The following is a 21,132-nucleotide window of genomic DNA, read 5'->3' on the forward strand; positions in this document are numbered from 1 at the left end:
GGCTTCATAGCCATGGAGGGCGGCAGCTGCTCACGCCTTGCCGGGCTTATGCTGACGGGGTGCTGGCCGGTACCTGCAGGCCGCGGATCGCCAGGCTGCTGAACGGGTCGCTGGCCAGTTGTTCAAGCAAGTCGATTTCCCAGTTGAGGTAGCGCTTAACGGCACCGAGCAGGTCGCCCACGGTTTGTTGGGGGGGTGTCCACACGTCGATGAAGTGCGCTACATCCTCGGGGCCTTTGATTCGCGCGGGCTGCAGCGCAAACCCTGCGGCGCGCCAGGCCTGGTTGCCGCCCTTGAGCACCTGTACCCGGTTGGCCAGAGGGGGATGCTCCGCGACCAGATACTGCGCGGCGACCTCTGCCAAGATGCCATCTTCACTGGTCAGGACCGCTACCTGCCCGGCGGCTGGCCCGTCGAGCAGGGCAAGCAAGTCGCTACGCAATGCCCAGCGGCTACCGGGAATGTGCGCCTGGCGGTAGGCGGGGCTGAGTGACAAGTCAAGGATAACCGGGCGCTCAGCGGGGGCCTCCAGCATCCCGGCCAGTTGCTCGGCGGTCAGCGCCGCCACCGGCGCCTGGCGGGCGATGCGCAGCGCGGTTTGAGGCTCGCCCACCGCAAGGGCCCCGGGCAGTTGCGCCTGGTCCGCGATACCCACCTCGAAACTGCCCAGTTGTGCCAGCCAGTACGCGGTTTGCCGCGCACGGACCAGCGGCGCGTCGTCGATCAGCAAGATACGGGCATTCCATACCGGGGCATGCACATCGATGGCCTGCAGCACCTGCCCACCCGAAACATTGCGCGCCCGTGGGTGATGCCCGGCGGCGTAACTGGCTTTTTCACGCAAATCCAGCACATAGAGCGTGCGTTGGGAGTCCGCCAGCCAGCCCTGTATCTGCGCGCTGCCCAGCACCGGGTGGCCTGTTTGATTTTCCCAGTCACGGGTGGCGATGTCAGCCCAGGAAAGGGCCGCCGCGCTGGGCGCGGCATGGGCATGCTCGGCGCCGTATTGAAGCTCGATGCCATCAAGGCGTAAACCGCCAGTGCCATTGCGCAGCGACAGCACCGGATTGGGCACGCCAGCGCTGATCAGCGATTGCGCACCCACGATACTGCGAGTACGGCCGCCACAGCTGACCACCAAGGTGGTACTGGGGTCAGGGGCAATGTCGCGGACATTACGGATCAGTTCAGCGCCCGGAACCGACAGCGCCCCGGGGACGGTGCTGTGGTGATATTCCTCATACGGCCGGCTGTCGAGCACCAGGATGTCGTCACCACGTGCCTTGCGTTCGAATAGCTCGGTAGCGCTGATAGCCGGGGTGCCGAAGGCATGCTCGATCTGTTCCGCGAAGGCCTTGCTGCGCACGTTGAACCCACTGTACAGGGGCAAGCCTTCAGCCGCCCAGCCGAGAACGCCGCGTTCAAGAATGCTCAGGTTTTTGTACCCCAGTAGCCGCAAGCGCTCGGCGGCGCTGTTGGCTAATTCACCATGGTGGTCAACGATAACGATGGGGGTTTCGAAGCGTGGCAGTGCAGTGCTCACGCTGAGCTCAAGGCGTTGCAGTGGGAGGTTGACGGCTAGCAGGATGGATTGTTGCGCATAGGCATATTGCTCGCGCACGTCGACCACGGCGATTTCGCCCTGGCCTTGGGTTGCGGCGCGCACGCGGTCGGCCAGGGCGGTGTTGCTCAGTAGTGGGTATGCAGACGCAGAGGTGGCGGTCACAGGGTGAACTCCAATGAAGACAGGTAAGGGGTCGCCCCACCGGGGCGAGGCGGTTATTCGAAATCTTCCCGGCGCGGGTGTTTGATACCGGCGGCGATTAGCCCGGCCAGTGCGTCAATGCGTGCCGGGTCGTCAGGGAGGCGGCTGATCGCTACGCGAACATGTGCGCGTTGTTCGCTGCCCACAAAGCAGGGGGAACCGCTGCCCAGCACCACCCCTTGGGTCGCCAGGTTGACGATGGCACTGGTTTCGTCCTCGACCGGCAGCCACAGCGCCAGGCCGCTGCCTTCCCGTAAGGCCAGGCCACGGGTTTGCAGCGCCTGGAACAGCTGGTGACGGCGGCGGGCATAAGCTGCCCTGGCATTGGCGAGGGTCGCGACGGCATGATCAGCCACCAACAGATTGGCCAACGCCCCTTGTAGAATACGGCTAGTGATGGCCACGCGGTCGCTGCGGTAGGCTTCGATGGCCTCGATAAGCCTCGCGGAGCCACCAATAATCGACATCCGCAAGTCGACGCCGAACGCGCGGCAATAAGCACGTACCAGCAAGCTACGGTCGGGCAGTGGTTCGCTCAGGCTATAGGCCGGCGCATCGGAGACCAGGCCCAGGTGGTCGTCCTCGATCACCTGAACCTCGGGGTGTTCCTGCAGTACCGCGGCCAGTGCATCGCGGCGGCCGCGGGTCACGGCAAAACCGGTCGGTACTTGGGCCCGTAGTTGCAGCACAAAGGCCTTGGGGGCCTGCTTCAGCGCTTCAGCCAGCGCTTGCGGTATTGGCCCGTGCTGGTCACAGGCCACCGCGATTGGCTCGACCTTGAGCAAGGTCAGCAAGCTCAGCAGGCGCGGGCTGGTCGGGTTCTCGATGGCGACTTTGTCTCCAGCCCGCAGCGTGACCTGCAGTGCCAATAATATGCCCTCGGTCGACCCGCCGGTGGTGCTCCAGCGTTGTGGCGTGCAGGGCCAGGTTGGCGCAACCGCGTCGCGCAATTCGGGAATGATGTGCGCCTGCTCAGCCGCGTGCAGGTGAGCGACCTCCAAACCCGCCTGCAGCGCCTGGGCAAGGCCAGGTTGAAGCGCGGGGTCGCCACTGCCGCGGGCCAGGTCAACGAATGACCACGACGGTTCGGCGGCGTGCAACCAGTTGGAAGGGGGCGGCGGTGCTGGCTGGGCTTGGCGGGTGACCAGGGTGCCGCGGCGGCGCTGGGTGTCGATCAGGCCTTGCCCGCGCAATACGCTCCAAGCGGTGGCGACAGTGCTCGGGCTGACCCCTAGCTCCAAGGCGAAATCACGCACCGTAGGCAAGCGTGCCCCGTGTGCCAGGCGCCCTGATTCGATCAAGTGGGCCAGGGTGGCAACGATGCCGTCGCTGCCCTGCAGTTTGATATGGCCTGCCAGCCATTGCGGGTCGACGAACATACCCACATTCATAGGTTGTTGGCCCGCGCCAGAAGTGCATGGGCCGTACAGAAACCGAACATAAAAAAGCCACCCTAGTACATTGACTGCTCACCCAGCCGGCTGTTTTGAAAGGCCGAACGGGACATTTGGAAGGCGATGCTAGGGCGCTGCGTCAGGGCTGTCCAAGGCCTTGCCGGCATAACTCGGAACAAAAAAGTTTGTATGGCACAAAGCCAGATGTGGTTATGACCACATGAATATTGATTATTTAATTCCTCGTAGAACGCACCCCTATAGTGCTCGCCGCCGAGGGCCGTAGAAGCCCTGCCGGTGGCAGCGCCCAGCCGCTTCAGTGGCCTGCCACACCTATTGCCAACCACTGTGAGCCATGCGTTATGACCTTCAAGAAAACTTTCCTGGCCCTGCTGCTGGGTACCTGCCTAGCTACCGGCGCGAGCGCTGCCGCCAATGACCCGGTCAAACTCGCTGTGCTGGCGGACTTGTCCGGGGGCAATGCCCTGGTTGGCAACAACTGGCGCCGCGGTGTCGACCTTGCCGTTGAGCAGCTCAATAGCCAGGGTGGCATTCTTGGGCACCGTATCGAGGTGAACGTGCTCGATGGGCAGACCAATCCTGGGGTGGCGCGTGGTCTTGTACAGCGCATCTTGCAGGACGAGCCCTACGTTATTCTTGATGGCACCAATTCGGCGTCGATTCGTGCGATCACGCCGTTGATCGAGCAGGCGGGTATCAGCCAGTTCTTTAATGGTGACGCTGCGCTGTTGACTGCCTCGGGATACAAAAGCGCGTTTCGTACCGGCCTTGGCCAAGGCACGGCATTGCCACGCCTGGCCGAGTACGCCAAGCAACAGCTGAAGGTTGCGAAGGTTGGCCTGCTATGGGCCAACAACGATTTCGGCCGTGGAGGCCGCGACGTGATCGCCAAGGAGTTCCAACGCCTTGGCGTGGAGGTGGTCTCGGACCAATCCAGCGAGGCCGGGCAAGTCGACTTCAGTGCCGACGTGCAAAAGCTCAAAGGCGCTGGCGCGGACGCGGTGTTCTTGTACCTGAACGAAGAAGACACTGTGCGCTTCTTGCGGGCGGCCAAGGCACAGGCACTGCCGGCGAAAATCATCGGTGAAACCACGCTTGGGACACAATCGGTGATCAACCTTGCCGGCGATGTGGCCGACGGCGCTATCTCCCATGTGACTTTCTCGCCAGAGCTACAAACCCCTCAGGCCCAGGCGTTCACCCAGTTGTACAAGCAGAAGTACAACAGCCTGCCGGACCACAACAACTTCAAGGGCTACATCGCAGTGCAAACGATCAATGCCGTAGCCAAGCGCCAGGGCAAGATCGACCCTCAGGCGTTTGCCGAAGGGCTGCGTGGCGCCACCGTGGGCGTGGCCGAGGCGCCCGGGGTGATTTTCGATACCCACTGGTCGGCCTCCGGCGAAATCGAACACCAAAGCTTCGTGGTGAAGATCGACAACGGCCACGCCAATGTCGTCGAGACCCTGGGCAATAACGTTCCCGCCAAACCCTGAAGCCCCACCACGGTGGCCGCCGCTGGCATCCCTCCGGTGCCGGCGCGCGCAGAGGATGTACTTGACCATGCAAGACCTGTTGAATCTGATCGTCCCCGGGTTGGTAACCGGATCGATCTACGCATTGACCGCCATTGGTTTCACGCTGCTATGGCAAACCTCACAAACGATCAACTTCGCCCAGGGTGAGTTCGTCATGCTGCCCGCGGCGTTGGTGCTGATCGGTACGCAATTGCTCGGTTGGCCGTTCTGGCTGGCGTTACTGGTGGCTGTCACAGCCTTCGTGCTGCTGTTCGGCCTGGGCTTTCGCTACCTGATCGTCGGGCCCATGTTGCGCCACGGCGTGATGCCTCTGGCGATCGCCACCATGGCGCTGTCGGTACTGATCAAAGAGGGGGTCAAGGACGTATTTTCGCCTGAGCCTTTCGCCTTTCCGTCGCTGCTGGGCAGCGGCAGCGTCACCCTCGCAGGCGTTAGCGTGAGCGTGCAGGATCTGGCCGTGCTGGGCAGTGCGGCACTGGTGATCACCGCATTGCATGGGTTTGTGTCTCATACCCGCGCCGGCCGGCAAATGCAGGCGGTCGCACAAAACCCGGGCATCGCGCGAATCCTGGGGGTGCGCGTGGGCGGGTTGGTTGCACTGACCTTCATGATTAACGCGGGGTTGGCGGTGATCACCTCGTTCCTGATGTCGCCGATCTATCTGGTGAAGTTCTCCAACGGTGAGTTCATGGGCATGGCCGCCTTCGCCGCGGCGATCGTCGGTGGTTTCAACCAGGTACGCGGCGCGCTGATAGGTGGCCTGCTGCTGGGGGTGTGCGACAACCTCATGGCGGCCTATGTCTCCAATGCCTACCGTGCGGCCGCGCCGATGGTGCTTCTTGCAGTGATCATTCTGGTACGCCCGCAGGGCTTGTTCGGTGTTAAAGAGGAGCGCGTCGTATGAGCCGTTTGCGTCGTCACTGCGCGTTATGGTTGTTGCTGCTTGCCGCTGTGGGCTTGTGGTACCTGCCAGCCGTTCTCACGGCCTACCCGTTGTACGTTGCCGCGATGTGGCTGGTGTTCGCCCTGTGTGCGGCGGGTTTGAACCTGATCATGGGGTACGCGGGCCAGGTGTCGCTGGCCCAGGGCGCCTTTCTCGGTATTGGCGCCTATGCCACGGCGTTGCTCACCGCTCACGCCGGCTGGCCATGGTGGGCGGCGGCAGCGTTCGGGACCTTGGCAAGCTTCGTTATCGGGTTGCTGCTAGGCCTGGCGGCCCTGCGCGTGCAGCACCATTACCTGGCATTCATCACCCTGGCGTTCTCCACCCTGGTATTTCTGGTGGCACGCAATGAGGTATGGCTCACCGGTGGGGTGTTCGGTATCGCAGACATCACCCGGCCCACGTTATTTGGGCACGACCTGGCCTCGCCAGCGGCGTTTTTCAGGTTTGTGCTGTTGGCTGCGCTGGTCGCGATGCTGGTGTTCTGGTGGATCGTTCAAGGGCCATGGGGCCTGGCGTTTGCGGCGCTACGCGAAAACCCGCTGCGCGCCGAAAGCCTTGGCCTGAAGGTTCGCCTCTACAAGCTGTTCGCGTTCGGTATCGGCTCGGCCATCGCCGGTTTTGCAGGCAGCCTGTATGCGCCATTGGTGCAGTTCATTGACCCTACTTCATTCGCGGTGACGCTGTCTCTGACGTTGCTGCTGACCGTGGTCACCGGTGGCATGGGCTATCTGCTCGGGCCGTTCGTAGGGGCGTTGATTTCAGTGGTCGTGCCGGAAACCCTACGGATGACCGGTGGCTACTACCTGATCATTCAGGCCGGGCTGGTGATCGTGCTTCTGGTGGCGTGCCCCGGCGGCTTGCTGGGTTTGCTGGGCAACCTGTTGCAATGGTTGCGAAATGTTGGCCGTACACAGGCAGCACCGGGGTTGGAGATGCGCGCAGATGTCTGAAGCCATTCAACCATTGCTCGAAGTCGACAACCTAAGCCGTCGCTTTGGTCCACAGTTGGCGGTCGATGGGGTATCGCTGGCGGTACAGCCCGGGGAAATTCTCGGCGTCATAGGCCCTAACGGCTCCGGAAAATCAACGCTGTTCAACTGCATGCTCGGGCAGTTGGCGCCGTCCGCGGGAGAGGTTCGCCTCAGTGGGCGCAAGATCACCACGATGGGGGCCGCCGACCGTTGCCATCAGGGCATGGCACGTACCTTCCAGCTGCTGCAGACCTTCCCTGGCCTGACCGTCGCACAGAACCTGCGGGTCGCGGCCCAGGAGCATCAGGGCTCGATGCTGTCGCGCTTATTACGTGGCGGTTGGGGCGGTACCGAGCGCGCAGTGCAGCGCAGCCTGGCGTTTTTCAAGCTGGAGCACTTGGCCCATGAGCGCGCGGAGGCACTGTCGTATGGCCAGCAGAAGCTGCTTGACATTGCCATGGCGCTGATCGTCGAGCCGCGCATCCTGTTTCTGGACGAACCTGCCGGGGGCGTGACCCCGCAGATGATCGCGCAGCTAAAGGCACTGCTGCTGGCGGCCAATCGGGAGCGCGGGGTGAGCCTGGTGCTGGTGGAGCACAACATGGACTTCGTGATGTCGATCTGCACCCGCATTGTCGTGCTCGCCGCTGGGCGCATCCTGGCGCAAGGAACCCCGCAGCAGATCCTGCACAACCCAACCGTGATCGAGGCATACCTGGGTGGCTGACTCCATTCTGCAATTCGACAACGTGGTGGCCGGCTATGGCCGTACCACCATTCTCCACGGCCTGAGCTTCAGCGTACGCAAGGGGGCGATCACGACCATCGTGGGGCCCAACGGTGCGGGTAAGTCGACCATCTTCAAAGCCATTTTCAAAATCGCTAGCGTGCGCAGCGGCCAGATCAGCCTGCAGGGCACGGATGTCACCGGCCTCTCTGAGCGCGGCCTTTTGCAGCGCGGGCTGTGTTTCATTCCCCAAGGGCGAAACCTGTTCGCGGGCCTGTCTGTGCGAGAAAACCTTGAGCTGGGACTTGCGGCATTGCCCACGCGGCAGGCCAACGACGGCCGTATCGAGCGGATCATGCGGCGTTTTCCGATGCTCGCCGACAAAGCCCGTGCGCAGGCCTCCACCCTCAGTGGCGGGCAGCAAAAATTGCTCGAAATAGCCCGTGGCCTGCTGCTGGAGCCGCGGGTGATTCTGGTCGATGAGCCATCGATCGGCTTGTCGCCCATCGCCATGCAGGAAGTCTTTGCGTTACTGGGCGAGGTTCGCGACCAGGGTGTAAGCGTGTTGATGATCGAACAGAACGCCCGCAGTGCGTTGGCGGTATCCGACGACGCCGTGGTGGTGGAACTCGGCCGTACCCGGCGCCAGGCACCGGCTGGCGACCTTTTGGCGGACCCCGCGTTCGGGCATTTGCTGTTTGGCGGGTCGTTGCCCGCGGCTCAACCTGTGGAGACCTCCCTATGACCCTTCTGGAACAACAACGCCAACAGGCCATTGCCGATACCTTACACGGGGTGCGGAAAATCATAGGTAACCAAGGCGTCAACCCTGAGGCGCTGGTTGCGGTCAGTGCATTGCTGGAGGGCTTGGCGCGGCACCGTGAGCTGTTCGGTGCCGACGCCTTCGCCCCAGCGCCCCCGGGCGGGGCGAGCGATTACGCCCGTTATCCGTTGCACGAGGATGCCGACCAGCAATTTGCCTTGTACCTCAATGTGCTCAACCCAGGTAAGAACAGTGCCCCACACAACCACACCACGTGGGTGGTGGTCGCTGCGGTGGAGGGCGAGGAAGTCAACCGCCGTTATCGTTGGGTGGGCCCCCGTGAGCCGATCGAGGCGGCATCCTTGGCCTACGTCGACAGTGTCAGCGTGCGGCCGGGCACCGGCGTCGCGTTCATGCCGGATGACTTCCACAGCATTCATATCCAGGGCAGTGCCCCGGCCCGCCAGTTACACCTGTACGGCCGCGCGCTGGAAACCCTCGACGCTCGCCTGGGCTTTGACGAAGTGAGCGGGCGCATGGTGCGCCACAACAACCATCGCTATAGCCACATCAGTGGCTTTCATACTCCCAAGCCAGTCAGTGATACGACCATGTCCATTTCTCATCTCCCCACCACGCCCGTGGCTGCCGGTATCGATGGCACCGCCTTGCTCGATACCGTTGAGCGTATCGCCAAGCTGGGCAACAAGATCGCGGGCTCCGCCGCTGAAGCTGACGCGGCGCAGTTCATCGCCGACCAAGTGAAAGCGTTGGGTGTCGAGCACAGCATCGAGCGTTTCGAAAGCTTCATTCATTGGCCGGAGGTCGCCAGCATTGCCGTACCAGGCGGGCCTTCGATTGCCGCGGCAGGTGTTGCCTTCGCTCGCTCCACCGGGCCCGAAGGGCTTACCGCGGCGCTGGGCGAGCTTGCCGGCAGTGCCGACCTCCACGGCCGAATCGCCCTGGTAGAAGGCCTGCCGCACTACGACGTCTGCGTGGCCGCGGCCCAGCGTGGCGCGGTCGCGGTGCTGGGGATTTCCAGTGGCGAGCAACGGCATAACTGGCAGATTTCTCCGCTGTGGGGGCCGCCAACCCATCTCACCGAATTGGAGCGCTTGTCGCCGGTACCGGCGGCGGTACTCAACCGCCCGGACGGTGAATATTTGCGTACGCTGATCCCCAGCGACGTTGCCGTGCGGCTCACGGCCATCACCCATGCTGATTGGCGCGGGGTGCAGATGCCTACGGCGACGATTCCTGGCCAAGAGCCGCTGTTCGTACTCATTGGCGGCCATTACTGCAGTTGGGGGCCGGGGGCATCCGACAACGCCACCGGCAACGCGCTAATGCTCGACCTGATTCGCCACTTCGCGGCTGGGCCAACGCCACGTTATGGGTTGAAATTCGTCTGGTGGACAGGCCACGAGCAGGGCGGTTATGCCGGTTCTAGCTGGTACGCCGATGAACACTGGAGCGAGCTGCGCCGCAACGCCATCGCCTACCTCAACGTCGATAACGTCGGCACACGCGACTCGGTGGTCAAGATCATCCAGAACACCACGGCGGAGCTGTCGCATTTTACCCAGCAGGTGCTGGCGCACAGCCTCGATGGCGCGAGCGACCATAGCGACCGCTTCAAAGGTGGGCTCAAGCGCAAGGACAAGTATGTGGCGCAAAGCCGCTGCGGCCGTAACGGGGACCAAAGCTTTAGCGGCATTGGTTTGCCCACCCTTCAAGTCGCTTCTTACCTGCCCGCCGGGCACGCCGAAGAGATTCCGGGCTCTGGCCTCGGCTGGTGGTGGCATACGCAGGATGACACACGCGCCCATTGCAGCGCCGAGGTGCTGGCCATCGATACCTTGATCTACCAAAACCTGGTCAATGGCTTGGTCAATGCGCCGGTATTGCCTTTCGATCTGCACGAAACGGCCGGGGACTTCATCGACAGCTTGCGCGAATACCGGGAGGCCGCGCCCGGCTGGCCGCCACTGGAAGCGCTATGGCATTCAGCGCACGCATTCCGCGAGCTGGCAGCGCGTTACCCCGGTGGCGATGACCGCTTCACCCTGCAAGTGCTCAAGCCCTTGAATGCTGTACTGCACCATGGGCAAAGCGATTTCGAGTACGACGTGACCCGCAAGAGCCGGTTGCTACCTGGGCTCGAGCCGCTATTGGGCCTGGCAAACCTGGCCCACGACGCGCAGTTGATGGCGCGCTTTGGTCTTCGCCGCAAGGTTAACCGGATTGCCGAAGCCTTGGCCACGGCGACTCGGGAGCTTGAGCGATACCTGAGCGCTCAGGGCGACTGATGACCCTCGGGCCGTGATGGCGGGTGCTACGCGGCCTCTTTCTTCGATTTCCTCCCAACCGTTGCCAAACATGTGCAGCCGAACTGTCGTGGGCAAGATAAACCAAAAGGATGTTGTTCTCATGGCTGCGCGTTCGCTTGCCTGCTCCACTGTGCTGTGTGCCACCGGCGCCTTTGTCGCTGTATCCAATGTCAAGGCCGAAGGCTTTCTCGATGACGCCAAGGCCAACCTGACCTTGCGCAATTTCTTCATCAACCGGAATTTCGTTGACCCCGCTTACCCCCAGGCCAAGGGGCAGGAGTGGACGCAAAACTTTATCTTCGACGCGAAGTCAGGCTTCACTCAAGGCACGGTGGGCTTTGGGCTCGACGTTCTGGGCCTGTACTCGGTCAAGCTCGATGGCGGAGCGGGAACCCGGGGCACCGGCCTGTTGCCCGTGCATGCTAACAATGAACCGGCCGACGACTACGGCCGGTTAGCCGTGGCCGCTAAAGCCAAGGTGTCGAAAACCGTGTTGAAGGTGGGCGAGTGGGCCGCCACCTTGCCCATCCTGCGCTCCGATGACGGGCGCTCGCTGCCACAGACCTTCCGAGGCGCCCAACTGACCTCCAACGAGATCGATAACCTGACCTTGTATGGCGGCCGCATGAACGCTAACAGCCCGCGCGATGACGCCAGCATGCAAGCGTTTACCTACGCCGGGGTGAAGTCCGATCATTTCGACTTTGTCGGGGGTGAGTACACCTTCAATGACAAGCGCACCCTGCTCGGTGTGTGGGACGCGCGGCTGGAAGATATTTACCGCCAGCAGTACTTCAATGTGCTGCACAGCCAGGCCGTTGGCGCGTGGACCCTAGGCGCTAACCTGGGCTACTTCATTGGCCGCGAAGATGGCAGCGAGCGCGCCGGAAAACTGGACAACCGTACGTTCTCCGGGTTGTTCAGCGCCCGTTATGGCATGAACACGTTCTTTGTCGGCGTGCAGAAAGTCTCGGGCAAAAATGGCTGGATGCGGGTCAATGGCGCCAGTGGTGGCACGCTCGCCAACGACACCTACAACTCCACCTACGACAACGCCGGCGAGCGCTCGTGGCAACTACGCCACGACTATGATTTTGCCGCCCTGGGTATTCCTGGGCTGACGCTGATGAACCGCTATCTACAAGGTAGCCACGTGCACACCGCGACCGTCAGTGATGGTAAGGAGTGGGGGAGGGAGACTGAGATCGCCTATACCGTACAGTCCGGCGTTCTGAAACGGTTGACCCTGCGCTTGCGTGATTCGACCCTGCGCCGGGATTTCAGCAGTAACGCGTTCAACGAGGATCGGTTGATCGTGAGCTATCCGTTTTCGGTGTTGTGAAACCCTCACTGGCACCTTAAGCACACACAGCGCTGAGGGAGGCGTGTAGCCCTCGTTGTGTTTGGGCGTTTCAGTGCCGGGCCAGCCTTGTATGCGCCACGGTGGCTCGGGCGCCCCACACCAGCAAGCTGGCCCCCGCGACCTGTAGGCCGATTGCAATACCTATTGCGATGTGCAGCGCCATGATTGCGCTGCCGCTTTGGGCCAGCACCCGTGAGGCCAGCACCACCCCACAGGCTTGGCCGGCAAGCCTTGCCAGGCATATCAAGGCCGCGAGCCGCGGCGCGGCCGGCGCGGGTGCGCTGAGCATGATGCCGCGGTTGTTCGGTGACTGGAACAAACCAAAGCCGATCCCGCAGAGCCCCATGCGCCAAGTGATGTCCCAATGGGCGGCGGTGGGAGGTAAAAGCATCAGGCACCACAACCCTGAACCGAGCACCAGCATGCCAAGCATCGCGAGCGCGTGGGTGCTGTAATGGTCGGCCCAGCGGCCCGCCAAGGGCGCTGTCAGCGCCGTTAGCAAAGGCCAGGCGAGAAACACCCAGGCGGTATCCAGCGGCGAGTAGCCTAGTACACGCTGAAGCATCATGGGCATAAGGCTGTATACGGCGCTTTGGGCGACGAATGCAAAGCTTGATGCGCACAATGCAGTGCTTAACGGCAGGTTGGCGAGCACGTTCAGTGGCAGTAGCGACCACGGTCGATCACGTTGAGAGCGCAGAAAGGCAATTGACAGCAACGCACCCCCCAGCCAGATGGCGAGGGGCGGCAGCGCTGTCCAGGCGCTGCTGAGCAGTAATGCCAGCAACGCTAGCAGTAGCGCACTCCCCAGCCAATCGAAACGGCGGGGCACTCCGCGGATACGTGGCAGGAGCGCAACCGCCATGCACAAAGCGGGCAGCGCAAGCACAGCACAGGCGCCGAACAGCCAACGCCAGCTTAGCCAGTGCAATAGCAGCCCGGTCAACGCGGGGCTCACGGTGCTGGTCAGGGCCACGAACAAGGCGTTGATGCCCATTGCGCTACCCAGCCGCTCCTGCGGCGTGATTACAGTGGTCAGCACCAACGTGCTGCACATGACCGCCGCACTGGCGGCCCCTTGCACGGCCCGTAACGCCACCATCCAGGGCAAGCTGGTTATCAAGGCGCAGGCGATCGACGTAGCCGCGACCAGTGCTAACCCGCAGGCCAGCATGTACCTATGGCCGACCCGCCCCCCTAATGCCGAGAACGGTAGAATGCACAGCGCGCAGGCCAATAGGTTCGCCCGGCTCAACCACAACGCGTCGGCGGCCGGCACACCCAAGTCAGCGGCAATCACCGGCAATGCCAGGTTGACCATGCTCAGGTCATACACCGCGATGACCGTAGCCAGAATGAGGGCTGCCAGTGCCGCCTTGGGCAGCCTTCCGGTCAAGCCGTGGCGTCCAGCCACAGGCCGGTATCGCGTTCGAGCAACCCCTGGGCGGTGGCGAAGAAGTGGCTGCCGATCAGGCCCACGGTGGTGTCGGCATCGCGGGCGGTGATGGCCTTGAGCAGCTGTTCGTGCTCGTGGTCAAGGTCTCGCTCATCGTGGTGGATCATCGATGCGGCGATCAGCCGATAACGCTCGCTTTGCACATACAGTTGTTCGCGCAGTTTCAGTAACCACGGGCTGTCGCACGCCGAAACGATCGTGTCGTGGAAATGGTTATGGGCGCTGTACCACTCGGCCGAGGGTAGCGCCTGGCGATGGCCATCTCGCGCGGAGGTATGCATCAGCCGGTGGTAGGCCCCCACCACCGCCGCCTCCCACTCGATAGAGCCCAGGCTCAATGCACGGCGGATGCACAGGCCTTCTATTTCGATACGAACCCGGGTGATGTCGCGCAACTCCGCGGCCGACATGGCCGCCACGCTGAAACCCCGTTGCGGCGTCGCGGTGACCAGGTTTTCAGCACTGAGGCGGGTCAGTGCCTCGCGTACCACGCCAGTACTGACCTGCAGGTCGTCGCTCAATTGGGCGATTTTAAGCTTTAAACCGGGGCGCAGCTGGCCGGTGACCAGGCGCACACGCAGCTGTTGGTAAACGGTTTCGATGACACCCATCGAGGTGGTTGTTTTGCTCATGTCAGCTAGGTCCGTAGCTATTGGCGCTTTTGTGTGCCCATGCACTGCGGCGCATTCTGCCTCATCCACGCCTGCCATACGCCTGCAAAAAACGCATAAGCACAGAACAAATAAATTCTTTTTGAAAAAATTAATTTTATTTAGAGTCGCCCTCTGCCATCCATTGGCACATGACCTAGATGCCCATTCGACAACGGAACGCGCAGGTCCACTACCCCTCAGGAAGTTGGAGTTTTCCGTTGAACATGCGTTTACCGCTGTATGCCTTTTCGGGCTTGGCCACCTTGAGCGCGAGCCTTTCCGGTCACGCCGCCGGCTTTTTCGAAGACAGCAAAGCTAGCCTTGAGCTGCGCAATTTCTACATTGATCGCGATAACCGCGATGGCACCGCCAAACCTTCTCGGCAGGCCGAGTGGGGCCAGGGCTTCATCCTCGATTACCGCTCCGGCTACACCCAGGGCGAGGTGGGTTTTGGCATCGACGCGCTGGGCCTGGCCGGCTTGCGCCTGGATTCAGGCAAGGGCACCCACTACAACCCCACTAGCAGTAACCGCGGCGGGCAAGTGTTTCCCACCGATGGCGATGGCCGCGCGGTCAACGAATTTTCAAGCCTGGGCCCCACCCTCAAGGCGCGTTTCCGGCAGTCGGAGCTCAAGCTCGGCACGCTGCGCCCGACGTTGCCGGTGGTGACCTACAACGACGGCCGCCTGCTCCCGCAAACCTACGAAGGCGCCCAGTTCACCAGCCGGGACATCGACCGCCTTACCTTTACCGCGGGTAAGCTGACACAAGCCAAGGGGCGCAATTCCACAGACAACCAAGGCCTGTCGATCCTCGGCGCCAACAACGCGCAGACCGGCCAGTTCGTGAACAGCTTCCTGTTTGCCGGCGGCGACTATGCGCTGAGCAAAGACCTTACCGCGCAGTACTACTACGGCAAGCTCGAAAACTTCTACACCCAGCATTTCGTGGGCTTGACCCACCGCGCCAAGTTGCCGGTCGGCTCGCTGAAAACCGACCTGCGTGGGTTTATCAGCGACTCTACCGGCAAGAACGCCAGCCAGGCGGGCAGGGCGCAGGGGTATGTCAGCAGCGGTTACGGCAACGCCGGCGAGGTCGACAACCGCGCCTGGAGCGCAATCTTCACCTATTCGCTAGGCGCGCATTCGCTGGGCTTGGGCTACCAACGCCTTACCGGCGACAGCGACTTTCCCTTCATGACCATGGGCGATGGGGTGCGCGCCTACCTGATCAGCGACCGCAGCTTGAATACCTTCCAGCATGCGGGTGAGCGCACGGTGATCGGCACCTATGCCTATGACTTCGCGGCGCTGGGTGTGCCGGGCCTGAGGCTGGCAGCCGACTACCTGCGCGGTGACCATATCTCCACCGCGGCTGGCAACGCCCAAGAGTGGTACCGCGGCACTTCGCTGGAGTACGCCGTGCAAAACGGCCCCCTCAAGGGGGTAACCGTGGCTTGGCGCAACGGCACGTTCCGTTCCGAGCTGGCCAGTGCCAGGGCGGTCGACGAAACCAAGGTGATCGTCAGCTACACCCTGGCGCTGCTGTAGGCCGGGGCATTTCTTTCATCATGACCGAGCTATTTGGATGTTGATCACGACAGGCCTTGCGGCCAAGCACACCAAACCCAGCCTGCGCCAACGCCTGACGGCGCCAGGATTGCTATACGCGGTGCTGGTGGTCGCATTCGTTGCCCTGACGCTGTTGCCCCTGCTGGCGGTGGTGCAAGGCAGCTTCGAAAGCCAGATCGAGGGCGCGCAGGCGTTCACCCTGGCCGGGTGGCGGGCGCTGCTGCATGAGCCGCGTATTCTCGGCGCATTGGCCAACACCCTGAGCTTGACGTTTGCCAGCCAACTGCTGGCGTTGCCGGCCAGCATCGGCTTGGCCTGGTTGCTGGCACGCACCGACCTGCCGGGGCGCAATGGATTGGAGTTCGCCTTCTGGGTGTCGTTCTTCCTGCCGGCCTTGGCCGTGGTGCAGGGTTGGACGCTGTTGCTCGACCCGCACTACGGGCTGCTCAACCGCTGGTTGATGCAAACCTTCGGCCTCAGCCAGGCGCCGCTCGACATCTACAGTTGGGGCGGCATCGTATTCGCGCACCTGGCCACCACTACGGTGTCAGCCAAGGTGATGATGCTCGCCCCGGCCTTTCGCAGCATGGACGCCCGCTATGAAGAAGCCGCGCGGGTGGCGGGTGACAGCCGGCTGAAAACCCTCTGCCTGATCACCCTGCCATTGCTTAAGCCGGCATTGATCGTGACCGCGATCATGGGGGTCATTCGCGCGCTGGAGTCGTTCGAGATCGAGCTGGTACTCGGTGCGCCCAAGCGAATCGATGTTTACAGCACGGTGATCTACGACCTGACCCGCTATGACCCGATCAACTTCGCCAGCGCCTTCGCCCTGGGGATTCTGATCGTGGTGATCATGGCGCTGCTGGCGGTTGCTTCGCGCCGCGGTACCGCAAGTGGTAGCCATGTGACGGTGTCTGGGCACGCCAAGCCCATGCTGATTGCGCTTGGGCGCTGGCGCTGGCCGCTGGGGTTGCTCGCTGGGGCCTTGGCATTGCTGTTGACCGCCGTGCCCTTGGCATTTTTGGTCACCAGCAGCCTGATGCAGCGTTTCGGTTTTTTCCAGCTCAAGCAAGTGTGGACTCTGGATCACTGGCGCAGCGTGGTGGGTGATCCACTGTTCAACCAGGCGCTGCTCAACACCTTGAAAATCGCCTCGGGCAGCGCGCTGTTCGCCGCGCTGCTGAGCCTGGCGGTGGCCTATAGCATCGTCCGTTCGCGCCGCGCGGGGCGCGCGCTGCTGGAGTTCTGCGCCTGGGTACCGTTCAGCATTCCCGGCGTGCTCAGCTCGCTGGCCATGCTCTGGTTGATCCTGCACAGCGGTATCGACTGGCTGTACGGCTCAACCTTGAGCCTGATCGTCACCGTGGGGCTGGCCTCGGTCACCCTCGGTGTGCAGTTGATCCGCAGCCAACTGCTGCAGATCAGCCGCGAGGTCGAGGAAGCGGCGTGGGTCAGTGGCGCATCGGTGGCCAGGACCATGCTGACCATCGTCGCGCCACTGTGCGCGCGCGCCATCGTGGTCGTGGGGGTGATGGCTTTCGTCACCGCCGCCCGCGACATCAGCCATCTGGCGCTGTTGGTCAGCAGTGATAACCGGCCACTGTCGATGCTGCAGCTCGAATACATCGCCGAAGGGCGCAATGAAGCCAGCGCGGTGGTGGGCGTGATCATCGCCTCGATCGCCATCGCCGCCGCGCTCATCGCCCGCCGCCTGGGCTATCGCCCTGAACCCCGATAGGTCCGACCATGTTGGAAATTCGCCACATCACTAAAGCGTTCGGCAGCACCTTAGTGCTCGATGGGCTGTCGCTGGACATCCGCCCGGGGGAAATCTTCACCCTGCTCGGCGCCAGCGGCTGCGGCAAGACCACCTTGCTGCGCATCCTTGCCGGGCTCGAGCGCCCCGATCAGGGCCAGGTCAGCTTCAAAGGCCAGGCTTGGGCTGACGGCGCCCAAGGCGCCTTCGTGCCGCCGCAAAAGCGGGGGCTGGGGCTGGTGTTCCAGAGCTACGCCGTATGGCCGCACCTTAACGTGTTCGACAACGTTGCCTACCCGCTGCGCAACCAAAAGCTGGACCGCGCGAGCATTCGGCAGAAGGTCATGGCCACGCTGGAGAGCGTGGGCCTGGCTGGTTATCACGGGCGCGCGGCGCACCAGCTCAGCGGCGGCCAACAGCAGCGGGTGGCCATGGCCCGGGCGCTGGTGGGCGGGCCAGACTTGCTGCTGCTCGATGAGCCGTTCAGCAATCTGGACGTTAGCCTGCGCGCGCAACTGCGCCATGAGCTTAAAGCCCTGCAGCAGCGCCTTGGCCTGACCGTAGTGCTGGTGACCCATGACCAGGACGACGCCTTTGCGCTGTCCGACCGGATCGCCGTGTTGCGGGCCGGCCGGGTGGAGCAAATCGGCACCCCCGAAGATATTCATGACCGCCCGGCGACGCCGTTCGTGCAGCAGTTTGTCGGCCGCGGCTCGGCGCTTCGGGCGCAATTGGCCGGAGATCGCCGGCACGCGCTGATCGGCAGCGCCCGAATCCCATTGGCTACCCCGCTGGCCGCCCCGGCCGGCACGCCGCTGGCGCTTTGGGCACGGCCAGACGCGGTGACCCTGCGCGGCACCCGTGGCGAAGGCGGGCCGGGCCTGTATGGCCAGGTGGCGCATAGCATTTTTGCTGGCGACCGCTACGAAACCTTCGTGCGCCTGCCTGGCGCGCAGCTCCTCATGGTTTACCAGCCACGCCATCAACCCCTCGCCCCGGATAGCTGGGTCGAGGTGGTGTTTTCTTCCTCTCCCCATGCCAGCCCGCTGGCCAACCAGGTGTAATCAACATGTTTGCAATCAAACGAGCCGCAGGGCTGTGCATGGCGCTGGCGTTGACCTCCCACGGCACGCTCAGCCAGGCGCAAGACTGGGCCAGCGTGGTCGCCGCCGCTGAAAAAGAAGGCACGCTGACGTTACTCGGGCCGGTGATCCAGCCCTACCGGCAAGCGATTGAGCAGTTCCAGAAGGCCTATCCGAACATCCAGCTGCAATACACCGGCGTCACCTCGCCAGAGTTCGAGGCGCGTATCCGCAACGAACGGCGGGTGAATCGCTATCTGTGGGATGTCACCGTACTGGGTTTCAGTGGCTCGGCGTTCACCCAACAATTGCCTGAGGGCTGGTACGACCCCATCCGGCCAATGATCGTAAAGCCCGAGGTACTGGCCGATCAGAACTGGCTGGGTGGCTTCGCGGCGGGTTTTCTGGATAAAAAACAGCAGTACATCTATGCCTTCCAGGCGGGCAAGCAGAACAACGTCAACATTGACCGCAGCGTAGTGCCAGAAGCCGAGCTGAGCTCGCTGGAAGACCTGCTCAACCCTAAATGGAAGGGCAAGATCGCCATCCTCGACCCACGCACCCGAGGTAGTGGCCACCTGATTACCTTGCTGCAAACCACCCTGGGCACTGAAAAAGCCCAGCAATTTCTCACCCAGCAGCAGCCGGTCATTGCCGCGACCAACCGCCAGTTGGCGGATTGGGTCGCCCAAGGCGCCTATCCGATCACCTCGGGCTTGAGCCCTTCGGAGATCGCCACCCTCAAGGACCAGGGCCTGGCGCAATCGGTCGACGCCTTGAAAACGCCGCCCGCGCAAACCGCCTGGACACCCGGTTGGGGCGCCATTGCCCTGTTGCACCAGCCGCCGCACCCCAATGCGGCGAAGGTGTTCATCAACTGGTTCCTGTCCCAACCCGCCCAGGCGGATTGGGCCAAGCGCGGCTTCGTCAACTCGCGGCGCACCGATGTGGCACCGGGCCTGGCCGCCAGCGCGCTCAGCGCCGAAGCCTTCCAGAAAGGCCTGACCTTCAACTCCGAAGCCAATGCCGACAAAGCCCAACAAGCCACCGAACTGGCGCAAAAGGCCTTGCAATGAGCGAGCTAGCGGCGCGGCGGCGGGAACTGGTGGTTGCCAACCGGATTCTTGCCCACGAGAACGTTTTCGACAGTTATGGCCACGTCAGCGCCCGCCATCCCGTGGACCCACGGCAGTTCCTGCTCGCCGCGTCGGTCAGCCCGGGGCAGGTCGGCGAGGCAGACATCCTGCTATACGGCGAAGACGGTGAAGCCGTCGGCGGGACCACCCGTGCACAGTATTCCGAGCGCTTCATTCATGCGGCGATCTACGCCCAGCGCCCGGATGTGCAGGCAGTGGTGCATGCCCACACCCCGGCGGTACTGCCATTTACCGTGGCACCGGTGCCGCTGCGCCCGGTGCTGCATGTCGCCGCGATCATCGGCGAGCACATTCCGCTATGGGACATGCACGCTGAGTTTGGCGACACTGATTTACTGGTGACCGCGCCGGCCCACGCGGCATCGCTGGCCAACGCCCTGGGCAACGGCCGCGTGGTGCTGATGCGTGGCCATGGTTTTACCGCGGCGGCGGGCTCTTTGGAGTTGGCCGTGCGCGTGGCGATTTACCTGGGCATCAATGCCCAGGCGCAGGCCGCTGCCATGGCGTTGGGCGAGGTGCGCTACCTCAGCCCAGGTGAGGTGGCTGCCGCCGACGCGCGCATGGGTAGCCCACGTGCCACTGGGCGAGTCTGGGATAACTGGGCCCAGCGCTGCGGCCTGGCCAAGCCGTTGCCGGTGCAAGCATGAGTGCGTCTCAGGCATTGACCCTGGCACTGGCCAACTTCGACCGGCACATGCCGTTCTTTCTCGGCTGGTTGCCTGAGGCCGAGGGGTTTCACCTCAAGGCGTTGGACGTAGGTATGCACCCGCCGGGGCGCGACGGCGGCGACCGCCACGGGCGCATGCTCCGCGACCGGGAGTTCGACATCGCCGAAGTGTCATTGGCCAGCTACATCATGGCCAAGGCGCGCGGCGCGGCGTTCACCGCGGTGCCGGTGTTTCCCCGGCGGTTGTTCAGCGCCAACCACATCTATGTCAGTGAGCGTTCAGGCATCCGTAGTCCGGCTGACCTGCGTGGCCGCCGTGTCGCCATCCGTGGCTGGCAGGTAAGCCTGTCGGTGTTGGCCAAGGGCGACCTGAAAAGCCGCCATGGCGTGGACTGGCGCGACATTCACTGGCGGGTGGAAGGTGCCGAGCAGGTGGCCTTCAACGATGCCCGGCTGCCCGTACAGGCCATGCCCCAAGGGGCGACCGGCGCGCAATGGCTACAGAGCGGGCAAGTCGACGCCTTCATCGACCCTAAGCCGCCCCGGGCGATTCTCGAAGGGCAGGGTGGGGTGCGCCTGTTGTTCGCTGACCAGCGCGCCGAATGCCTGGCCTATTTCAACGAACGGCGATGCTTCCCGGCGATGCACGTGCTGGCGATCAAGCACGAGGTGGCTGAGCGCTTTCCCGCGCTGCCCGCGTATTTGCTGCATGCCTGGGATGACGCCCAGGCCAAGACCCGCCAGCTTTACGAAGACTACGCCTACACCGCCATGCCGTTGGGCCGGCTGGCCTGGCAACAGAGCCAGCGCGACTTTGGCGATCAGCTTTACCCCGCGGGGCTGGCGGCGAACCGCGCCAACCTGCACTGGTTCATCGAGTACCTGGTCGACCAGGCCTTGCTGGCCGAACCCTTTGCCGTAGAGGGGCTGTTTCACCCCTCGGTGCTGCGCAGTTGATGCGCGCTTTAC

General features: G+C 63.1%; 17 protein-coding genes. 13 read left to right on the forward strand and 4 right to left on the reverse strand.

Going from position 1 to position 21,132, the window contains the following annotated elements:
• Positions 1-46: 46 nt before the first annotated feature.
• Both ACFZCE_RS16935 and ACFZCE_RS16940 read right to left on the reverse strand, forming a co-directional pair.
• Positions 47-1,726, reverse strand: a complete 1,680-nt coding sequence (locus ACFZCE_RS16935; protein WP_390941010.1) for a rhodanese-like domain-containing protein — start codon at positions 1,724-1,726, stop codon at positions 47-49.
• Between the two features lie 53 nt (positions 1,727-1,779).
• Positions 1,780-3,144: an aminotransferase class I/II-fold pyridoxal phosphate-dependent enzyme gene (locus ACFZCE_RS16940; RefSeq protein ID WP_390941012.1), complete on the reverse strand. Its 1,365-nt coding sequence runs from the start codon at positions 3,142-3,144 to the stop codon at positions 1,780-1,782.
• 278 nt (positions 3,145-3,422) lie between these two features.
• Here ACFZCE_RS16940 and ACFZCE_RS16945 point away from each other — a divergent pair, with 278 nt between their 5' ends.
• From ACFZCE_RS16945 to ACFZCE_RS16975, 7 genes are all read left to right on the forward strand, one after another.
• The gene (locus ACFZCE_RS16945) at positions 3,423-4,676 is read left to right on the forward strand and encodes an ABC transporter substrate-binding protein (RefSeq protein ID WP_390941014.1); all 1,254 of its coding nucleotides are present in this window, start codon (positions 3,423-3,425) and stop codon (positions 4,674-4,676) included.
• A 67-nt stretch (positions 4,677-4,743) separates the two neighbouring features.
• The gene (locus tag ACFZCE_RS16950; RefSeq protein WP_390941016.1) at positions 4,744-5,622 is read left to right on the forward strand and encodes a branched-chain amino acid ABC transporter permease; all 879 of its coding nucleotides are present in this window, start codon (positions 4,744-4,746) and stop codon (positions 5,620-5,622) included.
• Complete coding sequence (locus ACFZCE_RS16955; protein ID WP_390941018.1) at positions 5,619-6,614, forward strand: branched-chain amino acid ABC transporter permease; 996 nt, start codon at positions 5,619-5,621, stop codon at positions 6,612-6,614. The genes ACFZCE_RS16950 and ACFZCE_RS16955 overlap by 4 nt, the downstream gene beginning before the upstream one ends.
• Complete coding sequence (locus ACFZCE_RS16960; protein WP_390941020.1) at positions 6,607-7,362, forward strand: ATP-binding cassette domain-containing protein; 756 nt, start codon at positions 6,607-6,609, stop codon at positions 7,360-7,362. The genes ACFZCE_RS16955 and ACFZCE_RS16960 overlap by 8 nt, the downstream gene beginning before the upstream one ends.
• Positions 7,355-8,107, forward strand: coding sequence for an ATP-binding cassette domain-containing protein (locus ACFZCE_RS16965; RefSeq protein ID WP_390941022.1), 753 nt, complete (start codon positions 7,355-7,357; stop codon positions 8,105-8,107). Before ACFZCE_RS16960 ends, ACFZCE_RS16965 begins: the two co-directional genes overlap by 8 nt.
• Positions 8,104-10,434, forward strand: coding sequence for a M28 family peptidase (locus tag ACFZCE_RS16970; protein ID WP_390941024.1), 2,331 nt, complete (start codon positions 8,104-8,106; stop codon positions 10,432-10,434). The genes ACFZCE_RS16965 and ACFZCE_RS16970 overlap by 4 nt, the downstream gene beginning before the upstream one ends.
• Before the next feature lie 121 nt (positions 10,435-10,555).
• On the forward strand, positions 10,556-11,797 hold the full coding sequence (locus ACFZCE_RS16975; protein ID WP_390941026.1) for an OprD family outer membrane porin: 1,242 nt from the start codon (positions 10,556-10,558) through the stop codon (positions 11,795-11,797).
• A gap of 70 nt (positions 11,798-11,867) precedes the next feature.
• On the opposite strand, the gene ACFZCE_RS16980 is transcribed toward ACFZCE_RS16975, so the two are convergent.
• Entirely contained in the window at positions 11,868-13,214 is a 1,347-nt protein-coding gene (locus tag ACFZCE_RS16980) for an MFS transporter (RefSeq protein ID WP_390941027.1), read from the reverse strand.
• Positions 13,211-13,906, reverse strand: coding sequence for an FCD domain-containing protein (locus ACFZCE_RS16985; protein WP_390941029.1), 696 nt, complete (start codon positions 13,904-13,906; stop codon positions 13,211-13,213). The genes ACFZCE_RS16980 and ACFZCE_RS16985 overlap by 4 nt, the downstream gene beginning before the upstream one ends.
• Positions 13,907-14,151: 245 nt before the next feature.
• Here ACFZCE_RS16985 and ACFZCE_RS16990 point away from each other — a divergent pair, with 245 nt between their 5' ends.
• The 6 genes from ACFZCE_RS16990 to ACFZCE_RS17015 are packed head-to-tail and all read left to right on the forward strand — an operon-like array spanning position 14,152 to position 21,120.
• Entirely contained in the window at positions 14,152-15,477 is a 1,326-nt protein-coding gene (locus tag ACFZCE_RS16990; protein ID WP_390941185.1) for an OprD family outer membrane porin, read from the forward strand.
• 37 nt (positions 15,478-15,514) lie between these two features.
• The gene (locus ACFZCE_RS16995) at positions 15,515-17,239 is read left to right on the forward strand and encodes an ABC transporter permease subunit (protein WP_390941031.1); all 1,725 of its coding nucleotides are present in this window, start codon (positions 15,515-15,517) and stop codon (positions 17,237-17,239) included.
• 8 nt (positions 17,240-17,247) lie between these two features.
• On the forward strand, positions 17,248-18,321 hold the full coding sequence (locus ACFZCE_RS17000; protein WP_390941033.1) for an ATP-binding cassette domain-containing protein: 1,074 nt from the start codon (positions 17,248-17,250) through the stop codon (positions 18,319-18,321).
• Between the two features lie 5 nt (positions 18,322-18,326).
• Positions 18,327-19,415 (forward strand): extracellular solute-binding protein, encoded by a 1,089-nt coding sequence (locus ACFZCE_RS17005; RefSeq protein WP_390941035.1) that lies wholly within the window; start codon positions 18,327-18,329, stop codon positions 19,413-19,415.
• Positions 19,412-20,143, forward strand: a complete 732-nt coding sequence (locus ACFZCE_RS17010; RefSeq protein WP_390941037.1) for a class II aldolase/adducin family protein — start codon at positions 19,412-19,414, stop codon at positions 20,141-20,143. Before ACFZCE_RS17005 ends, ACFZCE_RS17010 begins: the two co-directional genes overlap by 4 nt.
• Positions 20,140-21,120 carry an ABC transporter substrate-binding protein gene (locus ACFZCE_RS17015; RefSeq protein WP_390941039.1) on the forward strand — a complete coding sequence of 327 codons (981 nt, stop codon included), beginning with the start codon at positions 20,140-20,142 and terminating at the stop codon, positions 21,118-21,120. The genes ACFZCE_RS17010 and ACFZCE_RS17015 overlap by 4 nt, the downstream gene beginning before the upstream one ends.
• Positions 21,121-21,132 lie beyond the last annotated feature (12 nt).

It is taken from the genome of Pseudomonas sp. NPDC007930, from assembly GCF_042958985.1.
Classification (GTDB): Bacteria; Pseudomonadota; Gammaproteobacteria; order Pseudomonadales; family Pseudomonadaceae; genus Aquipseudomonas.